A 15,420-nucleotide genomic window follows, 5' to 3' on the forward strand; every position below is an offset into this window, starting at 1 on the left:
TATTCACAGGCCCTTACTACCTGAGCTACCCGCCAATAAAAGCTTTTGGCGGGGATACCACACCCTCGACCGTGAGCTTTTGTAGATCAGCCCTCCGGACAACCGCGAATTCGCTACCCAGCAACGGTAGGTCGGCCAAAAACACTCGAAGAATCAGTGGCTTTCGGCTTTGCTCGGTGCTTTCCCTAGGGAGCACCAAAAGACTGTCCTGCAGCCAGCATATTTCTGTTGGCGGATGGGCCCTTTTCAGGCGCGCCAGTACTTGCGCGAGCTGGTGGAAGACGCCAACCGCTTGCAATTTTTTGAGGCGAGAAATTCCGTAACCTTCGATAACCGAAGTCAGCTTTTCATTGTGAAACGGCGGGGACTTCTGTGTCCGTCATTTGACCGAGACGTGAGAGCTTGACGGCTCACAACACGGACACAATGCTGGCCGGGATCTTCGCAACATCTTCACAAGTGGAGGAAAAATAGTGACGAGCGACGATGGGCAACTGACGCCTAACTCGGCATTGCGCCGATGAAAAAATGCAGTCAAAAGGCGCGTCTGGAACTAAAGGTCCCCGGGAGCTCTTCGAATGAGACTTTTTTCTTCGCGCCTTCTGTGGAGCGGCGTGATTCGTTTCGTCTTGTTCTGGGCTATCGTTTCGGCCACCGTTTACGCCACTTCGCTGAAGTTTCCTATTCTCGAATTCCCCCTCATTCACGAGACGATCGGCCTAGCTTTCGCCTCCGGGCATCTTGAAGGTCTGAGTTCGCAGGATTTCGCCTTTGCGCTGGCCGCTATGATTGGGGCGGTGGCTCTCGGATTGGCTGTCGCATACTTTATCATGCACGTGGTGCTTATCAGCCTTGCAATTTTCGATGCGAGCCGGCCAGTCACGAGGGCGAGAAGCTCAGCCTTATTCGCAGAAAATTTTGATGCGATTGACCAGCGTCTGTCAAAGCACCCACTCATTGGCCAAGCTTGGCGAGTATTTGACCAGACGACATTCCGCATACCCGGAGCAAAAGCAATACAAACGACGGTGCGCCCCGGCAGCCTCCTCAATTTTGGCGCTGCGAGAGAGCGATTGCCCGGATTGAAGATGATGGGGAGTGTACCTGGCTACTTCGTTGGTGTCGGGCTGCTTCTCACTTTTATCGGACTCGTTCTGGCGCTTCAACAGGCATCGGCGGCCGTCAGTAGCAACGATGCTAACGGTATGCAAATAGCCACTCGCCAGCTGCTGAAAGTTGCGACATTCAAATTTACGACCTCCATCGCTGGCTTGGGATCGTCCATCGTGTTGTCGATTTTCTTTAGATTTTATACCGTTTGGATCGAGGCCGCTTTTGATCGGCTCAACCACCAACTCGAGAAACGCGTGCGATTCGTCTCATCACAGTCAATCGCCTGGAATATGAATGAGTCCCTTAGTGCTCAGCTCACCGAATTGAAGCAGATAAACAGCGCTGACTTCTTTGCTCGCATGGGCGAAAAGATTTCACCGCAAATACAATCGGCATTTACTACCGCGATGGCTCCTGTCACAGCCAGTATCAACAACGCGATGGAGCGAATTTCCGAATCGAGCCAGAGCGGAGTCTCGGATCTCATGAAGGAGTTCAGCCAGACACTTCAGGTCGGAGCTGGCGACGAACTTCGTGAGCTGACCAAAACATTACAAACCATGCAAGGTGCGCTCGTAGAGGCTCAGGGCGGGATCGGTCGGACGGGCGAAGACTTCGGGCGCCGGATGACCGAAGCCGCCGAGAACCTCAATCGACTGGTCTCCGACGCTGGTGGCCGGATGAATGAGAGTTCCGAGCAAAGCCGGAACGCGCTCATGGATGTCGTCGGCGCGTTGCGCGAGACGTTTGAGCGAGCCAATCAGAAGGTGGATGAACAGCTCGGACAGGCAGCGTCGGGCGCGTCTGGGAAGGTCGAGGAGGCGATGGCGCGCGTCATGGCGAAGCTGGAAGGTCAGGTTGAGAGTTTCCGCGGTGGGCTCGAGTCTTACCATCAGGACATGTCGCGCCGATTGAGCGATACCAATGCAATAGTTGGCGTGGCCCAATCGGGCGCAGTAAACGCCGTCGCGGCGGCCTCAACTCAGGCAGCGAATGCGTTGAAGGATGGCCTCGCGGCGGCGATGCAATCTATTCGAACCGAATTGGAAACCTTTGCCAGCACGATCCGCAGCGTCGAACTGGGAATGACGTCGCAGGTGACAGCTTTGAGAGACGCCACCGATCAAACCCGGCTGGCTGCCGACGCTTTCGGCGCAACGGCACAGGACGTTCGCTCAGCATCGGCTCCGCTTTTGCAGTCGGGCGAGAGAATTGCCGGCGCGACCCAGAGCTTGACCACCGCCGTGTCCGGCGCGAGCGAGCGTATTTCCGTAAGCGTTGTCGATTCAAACGCGAAACTCGCTGAGTCTGTAACTCGGTCTGTCGCAAGCTTCGAGGTTGGACAGCGATCGGCGGCGGACTTCGCAGGGACGCTAGGGGCACATATTGGCCAGCTTTCCACCGTCTGGACTGGTTATTCCGAGAAATTCGAGCGTGTCGACGAGGAGCTCGGAAAGGCAATCGGCGATCTGTCAGAGGCAGTTAGCACTCAAGGTCAGCAACTTGTCTCCTACGCGTCCAAAGTCGATGAAAGTTTTGCAACGGCCATCTCGCGGCTAAACCCATTCCTGGAGGAGTTGAAGAGCAATACCGAAGAGCTCGGGGAATCAGTTTCGGATTTGAAAGTCGCGCTTCGGTCGCCGGCTCGGCAATGAGGACTGAGCAATGATTGCGGACGAGAGCGCCTCAGAATCAGAAGAAGGCGAGAACTATTTCGTCTCGATGACTGATATGATGGTCGGCGTACTGTTTATTTTTATCATTATGCTCATGATCTTCGCTCTTGATTTCAGAACCAAGACCGATGTCCAGGACAATGCCATCGATGTCGCGCGGGAAGTCGCGCGCAAGCTCGATGATCTGCAGAAGGATGTGAAGGCAGAAATTGCATCGATGGACAGAAGCCAGGAAACGCGACGTAAACTTCTCACGACCCTGAAATCGGAGCTTAAAGCGGACGGCATGGACGTCCAGATCGACGAGGCGAACGGCGTTTTGCGCCTTACCGAAGACGCCGTTCGGTTCGATGCCAGCCAGTCCGTTCTCTTGGACAGAGCCAAATTCAACGTCGACAGGATCGCACGCGTTCTTGAAAAGGTGATCCCGAACTATGTGGCATGTCAGATTTCGGCGGGGCAGAACAAATGTCGCGCCGGGCTAGAGTCGAGCATTGAGACTGTATTTATCGAGGGGCATACCGATTCGACCGGCGCCAGGGGAGGCGACGATCGGTACAACTGGCAGCTCTCGGCGGAAAGATCAGTGAATACCTATCGCGAGATCGTCAACTTCGCGCCTAGCCTGCGTACCTTGCGCAACACTCGCAATGAGGAAATCATTTCTGTCTCGGGCTACGCGTCCACACGACCGATCGATCCCAGTGAAAACCGTGAGGCATGGGCTAGGAATCGTCGAATCGACCTCCGCTTCGTCATGGAAGTCGATTCCAAGCAGCGCCTTAAGCAGATCATCAACCTGACGGACTCCATGAAGGTCGAGATCGACCGACTTGTGACCGCCAGCGGGCGCCGCAAATGAGTGGCTTCAAGGCTTCGATACGAACCTTGCGAACCGCCCGGCTGCCCGCCTTGCCGATTCCGGCGATTACCCGAACTGCCCGTGAGGCAGACAAGATCGGTTCTGCCGCCTCGGGCTCCGATTCACCCAAGCCCAGCAAAAACTACAACCTTGTCGCCAAAGACATTTTGGAAAAGGTGATCACCACGGGTGAACTGACACGACGTGAAGCGCGCGATGCGGCCTGGTGCCTGTGGGAGACGACGCCCGCATTGGCGTTGAGCAACCCAACAGTCGCGTCGCTGATAAAAGCGACGGAGACCTCGGGCAGGAGGCAACCGTTTCGGGCGTTGGCCTCGTCTTACATGGCGAGTTATGCGCCTGATCGGAATCGGATCGAGGATATCTCCTCAGTTCTGATGCGCCTAGCCAGCGGCATGGGTAAGCCGTGGGCACCGCTCCAAAACGACCTGAGCCTGTTCCATTTTGTGGATGGGCCGCAAAACCTGGCGCGGATGGCGGTCGAGCGTAGCATATCACCAACAGAAGTGCTGTCTGGGTATGGGCTGGGCGCCGTGAATGCACAATCCGGTTTTGCCAAGTATAGCATCGCGAGGGCGCTTGAACAGATGCGTGATGGGAAAGAGCCGCGGCACGAGGTGCGGCTGAAATGCGTCAAGACATTCGCACTCCGGGATGGCCGTGAATTGTTGTTTCAGGAGCATGGCCCGCTGGTTGCGGATGCCCTGCTTTTGCCGTTTGGCGACACCACTCCCGAAGAGGGCGTCACTGACAAATTCCTGGCAATTCTGCTCCGCCTCTTTGGCGACCCGCGATCGCAGCCGGCGAAGTGGGCCCGGATGCGGGAGGCTGCCGCAATTGTTCGGCGTTGGCTGACAAAACAGTCCCTCAGACAGTTCCTCGAAGTGGTTGATCAGACGGCCGACGATAGAATGTGGAAGCACCGTCGGGCGTTTTGGGGCGCGGTATATGATCGCGGGCTCATCTCCGATGCCTGGGTTGTTTTCACGCCCCTCGGTGCAGACGTCGCTCGTCGCACCTTTGGCAAAGAAATCTCTTTTGCAACGTTTGACCGTGGCTCTGTTTTGAAGGGACAGGCGGTTCTCTTGCTGCGGATCGGTCGTGGCGTCGTTGCGGAATGGAGTCACGCGGGCCGATGCATCATTTGGAATGACGCGGAAGCGGGCGGGGCTCCTGCGCTCCATGCGATTACCTACCGACCCCACGATTTGCGGGCTCCTGAAGGAGCATATTCCAATCTCGCTGAACCCATCTTTGCAATATCGCACCAAGGTGCGGAAAATTATGCGTGGCAGTCTAAGGTAGCGGAAAAGATCCATCAGATGACCGGCGTTCGAATTGGTCAACGCGAGTATCAGGTAACCTAATGGCCCTTACATATTCCTGCTCATTGCTGCCGGACGGCGTTCGCATTCAAGCGAAACGCCGGCGCCTGCTCAAGTCCATCGATGTTGCCGTGTCGGATTGGGCGGATGAGGCGGGTTCGAGCGGCGTGGCAGCGCGTGTGCTGATGGCGGCTGTAGAAAGCCAGGATGCGCGCGCGGACGAAAAATCGTTCCTGTTGTCACACCGGTATGCTGCAAAGATGCCTGCGTCGATCGCCAACCAGCTCAATATGCCGGCGCTCTCGCTGGTGTCGGTGACGCTGACGTTCGATGGACGGCTTGACACACCTGACGGGACGATCCGCGTACGTTGGTTTGACGAACGCACGCGTTCAGTTTCGGCCAATCGGGTGGGCGCGTTCGTTGAGGTCGGCGACCAGACTTCACGTCTCTCGTCTGCCTTGTTCGAGCTTCTGGAGGCGATTGACGGCTTTAATGACAGCGTCGGTCGCGATATCGAGACCCGCATCGCGAAGTGGCAACCGGTTCAGGCCGCGCTGCAGGAAGTGACTGGATCAGAGGTTAAGGCGGATGGCTTTCTTGGTTCACTGACGATCTATCAGGCCGGCAGTTTCGCGCTCGACGCGCGCGAAACCGCAAACGGACCTGACCTGGTCCCCGTGCTAATGGGGCGCAACAAGGCTCCGTCCCTGGACGATAACGCTCCAATTCAGGATGACGGAGACGATGAGGCCGTCGATGGCGAACTTCGCGACGACAGCGCCGACGCGTTGCTGCCACCGGAGTTGCAGAAGAGGTTCGCCGACGAGCGATTTGGCCCTTCAGGCAAAACCCACGACGCCTACGTTCTCGCCCGCAATACCTTCGTCATCCTCGACCCGGACCTCAAGGTTGCGCTCGACGTTGTTCGCGAAATGCGTAAGGCCAATCCGGAGGTCCGTCGCAACTTCCTTCGTAATCCACGACCTGCCATCGCAACGGCGCTTGGACGCGATGATGCTGATCTGGCCGCGATTGGTCTTTTTGTCGAGACGAGGCAATATTCCGAGCGCGTCCTCGGATTGGGAATCTGGGATCCGCCGAAGCTGCCCTGGATGCAGAAGAAGGCTGGGCAGTGGGCACCCGAGACGTTCCCGGTCACGTTGCGCGGTAGGACCATCGAACTGACGCCGGAACGGCTCGACGAGATTATCGAGCAGGTCGATGTCGCTAAGCGAGAAGAGCGTCCGGACGTCGCCATCGATGAGGAAATCTATACGGTCGTCGAGGTGGAAGCTGCCGTAACAGGTTTGCGGTTCCCAACGAAAGAGCCGGGCACTGATGTAAACCCAGAGCCTGACGAGGATGAGGATCTGCCTGTTGACGATGAAAACGTGCTCATCATCAAGCAGAATATCGACGGCGTAGAACATCAGCTCAGCCATCCGCGACGGCCGGTCTTGATCAGCCGGGACTTGCCGATTGCCAGCCTTGCCCTGACCCGGCCGAAGCCGCATCAAACGGAAGGCCTCAAATGGCTGGTTGATGCATGGGAGGCTGGCTGGCCAGGCGTTCTGCTTGCGGACGACATGGGCCTTGGCAAGACATTCCAGGCATTGGCCTTCATTGCCTGGGTTCGAGCCAATATGACCGCGAAGGCCCGCGGAGTTTCGGGCGCGCCCGCCAAAGGTCCGATCTTAATCGTTGCGCCTACCGCTCTCCTGCGAAACTGGGCGGCGGAGTCTGCGCTTCACCTTGCGCCCGATGTTCTGGGTGACCGGATCGACGCGTTCGGCTCCGGGCTCAAAAAGCTCAAGCGCGCGAAGGCGGCCGACTGGACGCCGGAGGATGCGCTGGATGTCGACAGGCTCCGGAGCGCGGACTGGATCCTGACGACTTATGAGACGCTCGCCGACAATCATCGGGCCTTTGCGCGGGTTCCATGCTCCATCGTCATTTTCGACGAAATGCAAAAGGTGAAGTCGCCGGGCACCATCAATACCCATGCCGCCAAGGCGCTGAATGCGGATTTCGTGCTCGGCCTGACTGGGACGCCGATCGAGAACCGCCTGGAAGATCTGTGGTGCATCATGGACCGCGTGGCGCCCGGGTATCTCGGAGACCTGAAGACGTTCTCCGCCACCCATACCGAAGATGCCCATGACGCGTTGAAAGACCTCAAGGCAAAGCTTGATGAACCGCGGCTCGGTCTTCCCGCCATCATGCTGCGGCGAATGAAGGACCAGATCCTGGTCGGCCTACCGGCAAAGAGCATCAAGCCCTATCGCGTCGAGATGCCACCAGCGCAAAGCGAGGCCTATGCGAGTGCGGTCCGGGAGGCGCAGTCAGGCGAGCGATCGCCCGGCGCGATGCTGAAGGTGATCCACGCGCTTCGATCCATTTCGCTTCATCCCGACGGGGGCGGCGATATCGATCCCTATGATCCGGAAGCGGCGACCAAATGGGTCAGCGAATCCGCGCGAGTGAAAGAGGTCTTCGCAATTCTTAGGCAGATTGAGAAGAACGACGAAAAGGCGCTAGTCTTTCTGGAGCATCGCGACGTCCAGGCCACCTTTGCGGCAGCGGCGGCGACGCTGCTCGGATTGAGGTCGGAGCCCGTCATCATCAACGGAACGACGCCGGGCGCGAAGCGCCAGGACATCGTCGATCGCTTTCAGAACGGACTTCCGGGCTTCAACCTGATGGTTCTGTCGCCGAAAGCTGCAGGCGTCGGCCTCACCATCACGGCCGCCAACCACGTGATCCATCTCAGCCGCTGGTGGAATCCGGCCGTCGAGGACCAGTGCAATGATCGCGTCTATCGCATCGGACAATCAAAGCCGGTGACGGTCCACGTGCCGATGGCCGTGCATCCGTCGCTCGGCGACAGATCTTTCGACGCCAATCTCGACCGATTGCTTGAATCCAAGCGCTCGCTGTCGCGCCACATGCTGGCGCCGCCGGTGGGGGAGGCCGACGTCGGTGTACTCTTCAATGAGACCATCGGAACGTCCGAAGGCGGGACACGGCTGTGAAGGGCTTGATAATCAGGGAGCCATGGATCGGCATGATCATGGACGGCAGCAAGACGTGGGAACTGCGCACCCAGCACACAACGATGCGCGGCGAAATCGCGCTCATCCGAAAAGGCACTGGCCAGATCGTCGGTGTCGCCGACCTCGTTAACAGCTTGCCTCAACTTGATGCGCGGGGGCTTGCCGATTCCGTCCAGTTCCATGGCGTGCCGCCATCGGAGCAGGGAAGCGCCATTGCGAACGGCTGGCTGTTCCCGTGGCTGATCGTCAACGCGCGGCGGCTGTCGTCGCCCGTCCCGTATCTTCATCCGAGCGGCGCGGTCACTTGGGTCAATCTTGACCCCGGCGTTACCCAGTCGGTCGCGCGTGGCAAGCTCGGAAGCCCGGCCGAACCAGTCGTGGCGACCGCGAGACCCTCACCGCCGTCGGCGCCGTCTCGTCCGGCTAAAGCTCCCACCATCTCCGACGCTGCCGAGCAGGAGCCGGATCGCATTCGCGGGACTGAAGCCAGGATTTCGCCGGCACTGGAAGCTGAACTCGTCGCTACCGCCGACAGGCTTGGAGTGAGGGTCAAGGCGCTTGGCTCCGAGACGACGAAGATGCGCAGTTTTACTGTGCCGTCGCGGGCAGGGGACCAGATCGTCCTAGTGAACCGCATGGCGCGGTCCTCGCCACGATTCCAGATCTTCCTGGCGCCGGCGCTCGACGGCCGGATAGCGCCTGACGTGGCGGTCATTCCCGGAGCGCAGCGCTTCGTCAATGCCAGGACCAATGACCATCGCATGCGTCACAGCGCCTTCCGGGCCTTCAAGGGGCCGCAGCAGGACGGCGAGCCGTTTGGGCATGGCTGGCTGCTGGAAGAGCAGCGTGCCGGCGAGCATTTCGGCAAACTGATCGAATTTATCCGCAGTAAGTAACCAACAGGACAGGGCAGCATGATCCACACCAACGACGCTATGGCAGTATCATCGGTGGCACTCTCCATCGCGACGTTCATACCGGCTTGGCGTGTAGAGCAGTGTGCTATCGACGCGAAAAGGAATTGATCAAGAATGTCGTTCGGAAAATCAGCCGACCGAGGGAATTTGGAGAGCGATCCGGGTTAGGCAACGACCGTGGGATGTCAGAGTAGTGAGGCGCATGCTGCAATGCACCCCGCCAATATTCCATAATTTCTCATCCGCGTCCGGCTCAAAAATATTTGGCGGCAAGAAGCGTGAGCAGAACCGCGCCCGAGGTCGTAACGACCGCGACCATATTGATCAGGTTTCGCGTGGCCATTAGCAACGTCGGCGAGGTATAGGCCGGCGTCTGCTGGGTCTTTGCCTTTTTGCGCTTGGACCGCTGTGGCGTTGTCTTCGCGCGCATTGCATTCCCCGAGAAGATAGCGGGTCAGGCGCGCTTGGCGGCCTGACCTGACGCTTTCCCTGTCGAGGTGTGTCCCCGATCTGGCAGCCACCATGTCACGGCTGCTGCCGTGAAAGCTTAAAGGGTCTGGTAAACCGAAGCTGACGAGCGATGATGGTTTACGATTTCGAATCGGCCTTTAAGCGTAGGCGAAACCGAGTGCCAGGTGGATCCCGCTAAATTCGGATCGAGAATCGATCCAATGCCGACAGGGTCTGTTCGAACAAATCAACATCCCGAAGATAAATCGATTGTCTCAAATACGCGATCTCGTCGTCTCGCTTGGCCTCGTCGATATCGACATACCAGGCTTTCGGGCGGCCCTCATCGCCTGGGCTCCAGCGGTAGCCGCGCTTTTTGAGTTCGTCTTTGAGATCGAACGGGGCTTGTTCCGCCCAAATCCGAATGGTTTTTCGGCGGGCGTTCTCAAGCAGCAACGACAACGCGGTTCGCTCAGTGCCAGAAATGGTGTGCGCCAGAATTTCCAACAGCGCATGGCAGTCGTCGACGGCCCGGTGTGACCTGTGAAACAACCCGATGCCGTTGAGTAAATAGCCCAGCCTTGATCCTTCAAATCCGTGGGCGCGCCATTCAATTTGGCTCACCGAACAGGCCCAAGGCTTGGTCGCAAAAATCGGCCAATATCTTTCGGCAAATTTGCGGTCGAAGGCCGCGTTGTGGGCGATAATGATCGCGGCGTCGGAAGCAAACGCGGTGACGGAATCGCCATCGATTTTGTGGCCGGCGGCCATTTCGTTGGTGATGCCGTGGAGCTTGATGGCTTCTTCGGGAATCGTTTTGATTGGCTCGTTGAGAGAGCTAAACCTATCGAGGACGGCTGCGACCGTGCCGTCTGGATGATAGGAGAACTTGACCATACCGAGCTCGACCACCTCGTCAGAGGCGGTATCCAGGCCGGTGGTCTCGACGTCGAGTAAAATTCCGACTTTGGTGAGCTCCGTCGGTGTCGAAAACCGCTGCCGAAAGGCCAATCGTCGTAGAACGCGATATTCTCCTGACTCTTCGAGCGTTTGGGCCATGGCGGCGAGGTCTTGGTCGATAGTCGTCATTCGCGTGCTCGGGCGGATTTTGGCGCGAAATGGGACGGCAACCCTATGCTACGCACGGGTCGAATGTTTGGGTAATTAATCATAGTGTAGGACCATAAGCCTAAATCCCCTGCCAAATCAATAGGATTCATGGCGCTGCGCTTGAGCTATCTCCAGATCTGGAGTATATACTCCATATTTGGAGTTTAGCATGGTAATCCCCGAAAAGGTCCCAACCATCGCCGAGCCGGTCGCTTTGGACCGTCGATCAGACCCCGACGTCCGCAAGAAGATGTCCGGGCCTGCGATGCGCACCTTCTTCAATCTTGCCGACCGTTGGAAGCTCTCCGTCGGCGAGCGTCGCGCGCTGTTGGGGTGGCCGAGCGAATCGACCTATCACAACTATCGCAACGGTAACGTCGGTACGCTGTCCTACGATGCCCTCACCCGTATCTCGCTCCTGATCGGCATCTTCAAGGCGCTTCATATTCTCTACCCCGACTTCGCAGACCGCTGGATCAGGCTGCCGAACTCCAATCCGCTATTTGGTGGGCGCCCGCCGATCGAATGGATGACGGCGGATGGCGGGATGGATGGGCTGTATCGGGTCCGGCGGCTGCTTGATGCCCGACGAGGTGGCTGGAATTGAGCCCGCCGATTAGTGTGGCGAGCCTGAAGGATACGCATCGCCTGATCCCAAGCCGCTATCCGCCGACCGGGATCCTCGACCTCATCACGTCGCCCCAAGATTTTGAAGCGGTCGCAGAGCTTGAAGGCTGGACCAACGATCGAATATCGGCCGAGCTTGGTGTGCTCAGCATTCTTCCGGCTCCGGAATGGGTATTGGGACGCGCCAATGCGACCGCGATTATGGCAGCGTACTGTCACCCGCACGAGACGGGTGGCCGCTTTACGAGCAGTGACCGCGGCGCCTGGTATGCGGCGCTGTCAATTGAGACTGCGATTAAGGAGACAGTTTTTCACAGGACCAAAGAGATCGCCGAAAGCGGCATCCTCGAAACGACGGTTCAGATGCGTCAGTACCTGGCGGATTTCGAAACCGAATTTCATGACGTGCGAGCGAGCCCAGAGTTCGATGCGTGTCACGATCCGAATAGCTACGTCGCAGGCCAACAGCTCGGTGCCACGCTCTTGGAGAGAGGATCGAACGGCCTGTGGTACCGCAGCGTCCGCAATCCGGGTGGCGAGTGTATCGTTTGCTTCCGCCCCGCTCTCGTCAATAACGTGCGAACGGGTGCGCACTTCGAATGCAAATGGGAAGGCCACCCAGAACCTCAGGTGACACAAATAAGCGCGGGCTGATTTTATCGGATTTGAATAACCGTGTCACAGGTGTCAGCGTGCGCCGGTCTCGCACGCTGACACACATTTCATCTGTCCGGCCAGCGAAAACTCGACCAGCCTGATGGGCTCCGGACGGGTTCGCCGCCATCCCCATCGCCGCAATTGATCCGCCCCAGCGTGCGGCTTCTCCTGCGGTCCCCGCGCTTATGGGTCCGGGTCCCCTTTTTGCCTTATTCCGCTTCGCTCGGAAGCGTTGACGTCATGTCGGCGATCTTCTGAAACTCGATAAATAGCTCAGGCTGATACTGCTCGAGATAGCGCGCGACGCGATCATTGCTGATCAACTTGCGGAGATAGCCCTTTACGACAGTGAGATGCAGGTGATCCTGACCATAAGAATCCTGGATCGAGGATATCGCTTCCTGTAATCGGGAAAGCTCGCGTTCCATGCGGGCAATAGCTTCGGCTGTCATGCCCTTCAACCGTTTTGGCGTCTGTGGCGTGACCAGCTGGGCCTGGGGAGTGCTGGCCAGTATGGCTGACGCATAACTGACAGAAAAATTGTTGGCATTAATCAGGAGTTCGGCGGCCTCGATCTGACGCAGGGGGCCCATCTTGCGCAGAACATCAAAGACAGCCAGTGGACACATCCTGTCCTTCAATAGGCCGACGACCTCCTCGCATATCCCGTCCAGCAGCTGAACTTTACGCGATATGCTGCGAACATTGATGTCCAGGGCCCGTGCGATCTTATCCTTGGGGACGTTGCGCTCGATCGCTTTGGCGATCATTCGCTGCTCCTGGATCGGAGACAGGCGGCTAATGCGCTTGTTGTAGGTAAACGCTTCATCATCGGTCGAGACCAGGCATTCGACCTCGCTCTCCCCCAGGTCGCGAAGCACTTCGATCCGCAAATGGCCATCAAGCAATAGGTAGGAATTGGGATCTCTTGTGTCCTGAATGACGACGGGGGGTTCGACCAGTCCGATCTCGCGAATAGAGGCTGCAATCTGGTGGTATTTGTGACTGGATTTTACGGTTTTCTCGATCGCCTTGACCGGCAAGATCGAGGCGATCTGCACCACCACGAAATCGGAGCCAAAAGCCTGGGTGATCGTGTTTGAGGAACTGGTATCAACTGGTTTGCTCATATCGCTAATCCATCGGCGATCCTCTGTTCCAGAAAGGCAGGCATAGTGTCGAGACGCTCGGCCTTAAGCAGATTTGCAAAATTCTCATCGTCGCGAAGCTCTCGGATAGCCTCGACGATGAACAGTAATCGGCTTTGTGTGACCTCGGCCTTCTTGACGAGCAGCTTTTGGCGGTCCGCCTCTTGGCGATAGACACGAATGATCGATTCGCCGGTAAGCGGTCGCTTGGCGCCGTCGCGCCGTCCAAACCGGCTGTCATGAATGTGTTTGCCGCTGCGCCGTCGCTGCTCGATAATCCTGCGCACTGCGACCAGCTTCTTTCCGCGTAATTTCTTTTCCGTGTACGCCTGCGTCAGAGCTTGCTGAACATCCTCATCGCTCGATTTTGCAATCTCGATCGCCATATTGAGGGGAAGAATGCCTGCTTCAACAGCCGTGACGAGCCGTTCCTCACCCTTTTCCAATAGGGCGCCAATCATATGAATGTATTCGACGCTAACGCCGATCTTTGGTGCAATCTCGCGGTCGCTATAGCCGCGGCCGCGCAGCGTGCTGATATCCTGCAACAGGTCGATAGCTCGATGCTGGCGCCTGGCACAATTTTCAACCAGGCTCATAACTAGGCAATCGCTTTCCTCGGCCTCAATGACTATGGCCGGAATCTCTGTCTGACCGAGCTGAATGAACGCTTCGATCCGGCCCTGGCCACACACAAGATCATAGCTTGCCGAGTCCGCATTGCTCTTTCGTGGGCTAACCGTGACCGGACGCTTGAGCCCGACATTGGCGATGCTCTGCACGATCTCCTGAAAATTGCGGCGATTGCGCACTCTCGGATTTAGAAAGCGAATCTGGTCAATCGGGATGGTCTTTACATGTTTAGGTCCTCGCGATTTGGATTTGGTCATGCTACCTCCAGAAATGAGGTGTGGGCCGCCATCGAATAGAGAAAATCGAGCGATTCGAATCGGTAAGCGTCGAGCGAAAGTGCATTGTCTTCCGCCATCCGTATCCGGCTAGCATTCATGTCGATACTTGGAAGAATGTAATAGTCGAGGGGGCGTTCGTTCGAGCGATCTAGGCGAACGGCAACCGTGACGTCCGGCGCAAGACCCGTGTCAAAGCGAATTTGCCATCGAAGCGCTCCGGCCTGGGTCTCGAAGGACCGCGCTAATACGATGGATGCCGTAAATTCCTTGTTGATCAGAAGGAGCTGAGTTATGGGGTCACAGACGACGGTTCCGCCCACACTTTCGAGGCCCGCTACAATTTCAGCTAACACTCCGGGGAAGGACTCGCGTATGTGCCGGTTGATTTCGATGTACCGATAATCACGATCTGGCGCGTAACCGATCAGGTTGTAAGCCCTCAAAAGGCTTCCGAATCGGTGCCGATATAGGCTCGACGAAGGCATGCCGTCGCGCTCATCGATGATAAGACCAGACAACGATCCCTCTTCGTCAAGGACGGCCTGGAGCAGGGAGAGCAACTCTTCGTCGGAATAATGATTGCCCCGCTGGTCGATGATGGCTCTCGCGCGCTCAAAAAGCGCTCGATCTACGATCGAAGGGAAGACGCCATCCGCCCGAACCCAGGTGTCTGGCCGATTGACCACACGGCGTTGCTTTAATTTGTATGAAACGCGATTAAAGATGTTGTTCCCAATGTATTTTTCGTTAGTCAGAATCTGATGGATCGATGCACGGGTCCACGGACGACCAAGATCGCTTAAGATGCCCCATTGGTTTAGAGCTAACGCGATTTCCCGCTCCGACTTTCCTTCTTCAACGAACATCAAATAGATGCTGTGAACGTGTTCGATCTCTTCAAGCGGACCAGGGGTAAGCACAACACGATCGGTTTGGAGGCTCTTTCGGTCACCACGGCCGAGCTCACCCTTGGGGTTCCGACCCTCATCGATCAAGAGGCGTCGCAAACCAAATCCGGCAGGACCGCCCTGGCGAAAACCGTGTTCGATAAGTCGGCATTGCCCCGCAAAGACCTTGACCGAAAGCTCGCGGCTGTATTCGCCGGCCATGACCCGTTTGACGTTCTTTAGCAGGATCGAACCGATGCTGCCGTCGTTATCGAATTGCTCGCCGCAATAGTGGACGCGGATTCCCGCACGAGAGCAAACGTGCTCGTGATATGCACCTTCATCCGCATCCTGAAATCGCCCCCAGCGGCTGACATCATAAACCAAAATCGCTTGGAATTCGGCAGTGCCAGATTCCACTTCCAGCATGAGAGATTGCAATCCATCACGATTGTCTATTCTTAGACCGCTACGGCCGGAATCTTCAAAGACTCGCACGATCGAGAAGCCACGTTGTTCGGCATAGCGACGGATCGTGGCGAGTTGATTTTCGGTGGAGTATTTCTGGAGATCCGTCGACATCCGGACATAGGCGGCGGCTAGAGAAGGACCTTCCCCTTGATTTGAGCTCTTGCCGAAGCTTTTGATGCGCTTTGTCAA

General features: G+C 57.3%; 12 protein-coding genes. 7 read left to right on the top strand and 5 right to left on the bottom strand.

The annotated features are described in order from the left end of the window. Positions 1–578: 578 nt before the first annotated feature. Genes zorA through V1289_RS30710 form a run of 5 tightly spaced genes read left to right on the top strand, consistent with a single transcriptional unit; the run spans position 579 to position 8,949 of the window. The gene (gene zorA / locus V1289_RS30690; protein WP_334401521.1) at positions 579–2,768 is read left to right on the top strand and encodes an anti-phage ZorAB system protein ZorA; all 2,190 of its coding nucleotides are present in this window, start codon (positions 579–581) and stop codon (positions 2,766–2,768) included. 10 nt (positions 2,769–2,778) lie between these two features. After that, on the top strand, positions 2,779–3,651 hold the full coding sequence (locus V1289_RS30695; protein ID WP_334401523.1) for an OmpA/MotB family protein: 873 nt from the start codon (positions 2,779–2,781) through the stop codon (positions 3,649–3,651). Next, positions 3,648–5,039, top strand: a complete 1,392-nt coding sequence (locus tag V1289_RS30700; protein ID WP_334401524.1) for an EH signature domain-containing protein — start codon at positions 3,648–3,650, stop codon at positions 5,037–5,039. The genes V1289_RS30695 and V1289_RS30700 overlap by 4 nt, the downstream gene beginning before the upstream one ends. Beyond that, a complete protein-coding gene (locus V1289_RS30705; protein WP_334401526.1) occupies positions 5,039–8,032 on the top strand; it encodes a DEAD/DEAH box helicase in 2,994 nt (997 codons plus the stop codon). Before V1289_RS30700 ends, V1289_RS30705 begins: the two co-directional genes overlap by 1 nt. Then, positions 8,029–8,949, top strand: coding sequence for an ASCH domain-containing protein (locus tag V1289_RS30710; RefSeq protein WP_334401528.1), 921 nt, complete (start codon positions 8,029–8,031; stop codon positions 8,947–8,949). Before V1289_RS30705 ends, V1289_RS30710 begins: the two co-directional genes overlap by 4 nt. Before the next feature lie 274 nt (positions 8,950–9,223). Here the strand turns inward: V1289_RS30710 and V1289_RS30715 are convergent, their stop codons facing one another. Together V1289_RS30715 and V1289_RS30720 are read right to left on the bottom strand one after the other, a co-directional pair. Next, a complete protein-coding gene (locus V1289_RS30715; protein WP_334401530.1) occupies positions 9,224–9,400 on the bottom strand; it encodes a hypothetical protein in 177 nt (58 codons plus the stop codon). Between the two features lie 215 nt (positions 9,401–9,615). Then, entirely contained in the window at positions 9,616–10,509 is an 894-nt protein-coding gene (locus tag V1289_RS30720) for a 3'-5' exonuclease (RefSeq protein WP_334401532.1), read from the bottom strand. Between the two features lie 190 nt (positions 10,510–10,699). Here V1289_RS30720 and V1289_RS30725 point away from each other — a divergent pair, with 190 nt between their 5' ends. Together V1289_RS30725 and V1289_RS30730 are read left to right on the top strand one after the other, a co-directional pair. Further along, a complete protein-coding gene (locus V1289_RS30725; protein ID WP_334396176.1) occupies positions 10,700–11,137 on the top strand; it encodes an MbcA/ParS/Xre antitoxin family protein in 438 nt (145 codons plus the stop codon). Beyond that, the gene (locus V1289_RS30730) at positions 11,134–11,811 is read left to right on the top strand and encodes an RES family NAD+ phosphorylase (protein ID WP_334401534.1); all 678 of its coding nucleotides are present in this window, start codon (positions 11,134–11,136) and stop codon (positions 11,809–11,811) included. Before V1289_RS30725 ends, V1289_RS30730 begins: the two co-directional genes overlap by 4 nt. A gap of 212 nt (positions 11,812–12,023) precedes the next feature. Here the strand turns inward: V1289_RS30730 and V1289_RS30735 are convergent, their stop codons facing one another. From V1289_RS30735 to V1289_RS30745, 3 genes are read right to left on the bottom strand one after another with little or no spacing between them, the layout of a single operon-like run. Then, positions 12,024–12,944, bottom strand: coding sequence for a plasmid partitioning protein RepB C-terminal domain-containing protein (locus V1289_RS30735; RefSeq protein WP_334401536.1), 921 nt, complete (start codon positions 12,942–12,944; stop codon positions 12,024–12,026). After that, complete coding sequence (locus V1289_RS30740; protein WP_334401538.1) at positions 12,941–13,852, bottom strand: plasmid partitioning protein RepB C-terminal domain-containing protein; 912 nt, start codon at positions 13,850–13,852, stop codon at positions 12,941–12,943. Before V1289_RS30740 ends, V1289_RS30735 begins: the two co-directional genes overlap by 4 nt. Beyond that, positions 13,849–15,420, bottom strand: coding sequence for a recombinase family protein (locus V1289_RS30745; protein WP_334401540.1), 1,572 nt, complete (start codon positions 15,418–15,420; stop codon positions 13,849–13,851). The genes V1289_RS30740 and V1289_RS30745 overlap by 4 nt, the downstream gene beginning before the upstream one ends.

It is taken from the genome of Bradyrhizobium sp. AZCC 2289 (genome assembly GCF_036924615.1).
Taxonomy (GTDB): Bacteria; Pseudomonadota; Alphaproteobacteria; order Rhizobiales; family Xanthobacteraceae; genus Bradyrhizobium.

Bases quoted from the DNA above. Each gene is read 5' to 3' on its own strand.
- zorA (WP_334401521.1), top strand. From the start codon at position 579: ATGAGACTTTTTTCTTCGCGCCTTCTGTGGAGCGGCGTGATTCGTTTC.
- V1289_RS30695 (WP_334401523.1), top strand. From the start codon at position 2,779: ATGATTGCGGACGAGAGCGCCTCAGAATCAGAAGAAGGCGAGAACTAT.
- V1289_RS30700 (WP_334401524.1), top strand. From the start codon at position 3,648: ATGAGTGGCTTCAAGGCTTCGATACGAACCTTGCGAACCGCCCGGCTG.
- V1289_RS30705 (WP_334401526.1), top strand. From the start codon at position 5,039: ATGGCCCTTACATATTCCTGCTCATTGCTGCCGGACGGCGTTCGCATT.
- V1289_RS30715 (WP_334401530.1), bottom strand. From the start codon at position 9,400: ATGCGCGCGAAGACAACGCCACAGCGGTCCAAGCGCAAAAAGGCAAAG.
- V1289_RS30720 (WP_334401532.1), bottom strand. From the start codon at position 10,509: ATGACGACTATCGACCAAGACCTCGCCGCCATGGCCCAAACGCTCGAA.
- V1289_RS30725 (WP_334396176.1), top strand. From the start codon at position 10,700: ATGGTAATCCCCGAAAAGGTCCCAACCATCGCCGAGCCGGTCGCTTTG.
- V1289_RS30735 (WP_334401536.1), bottom strand. From the start codon at position 12,944: ATGAGCAAACCAGTTGATACCAGTTCCTCAAACACGATCACCCAGGCT.
- V1289_RS30740 (WP_334401538.1), bottom strand. From the start codon at position 13,852: ATGACCAAATCCAAATCGCGAGGACCTAAACATGTAAAGACCATCCCG.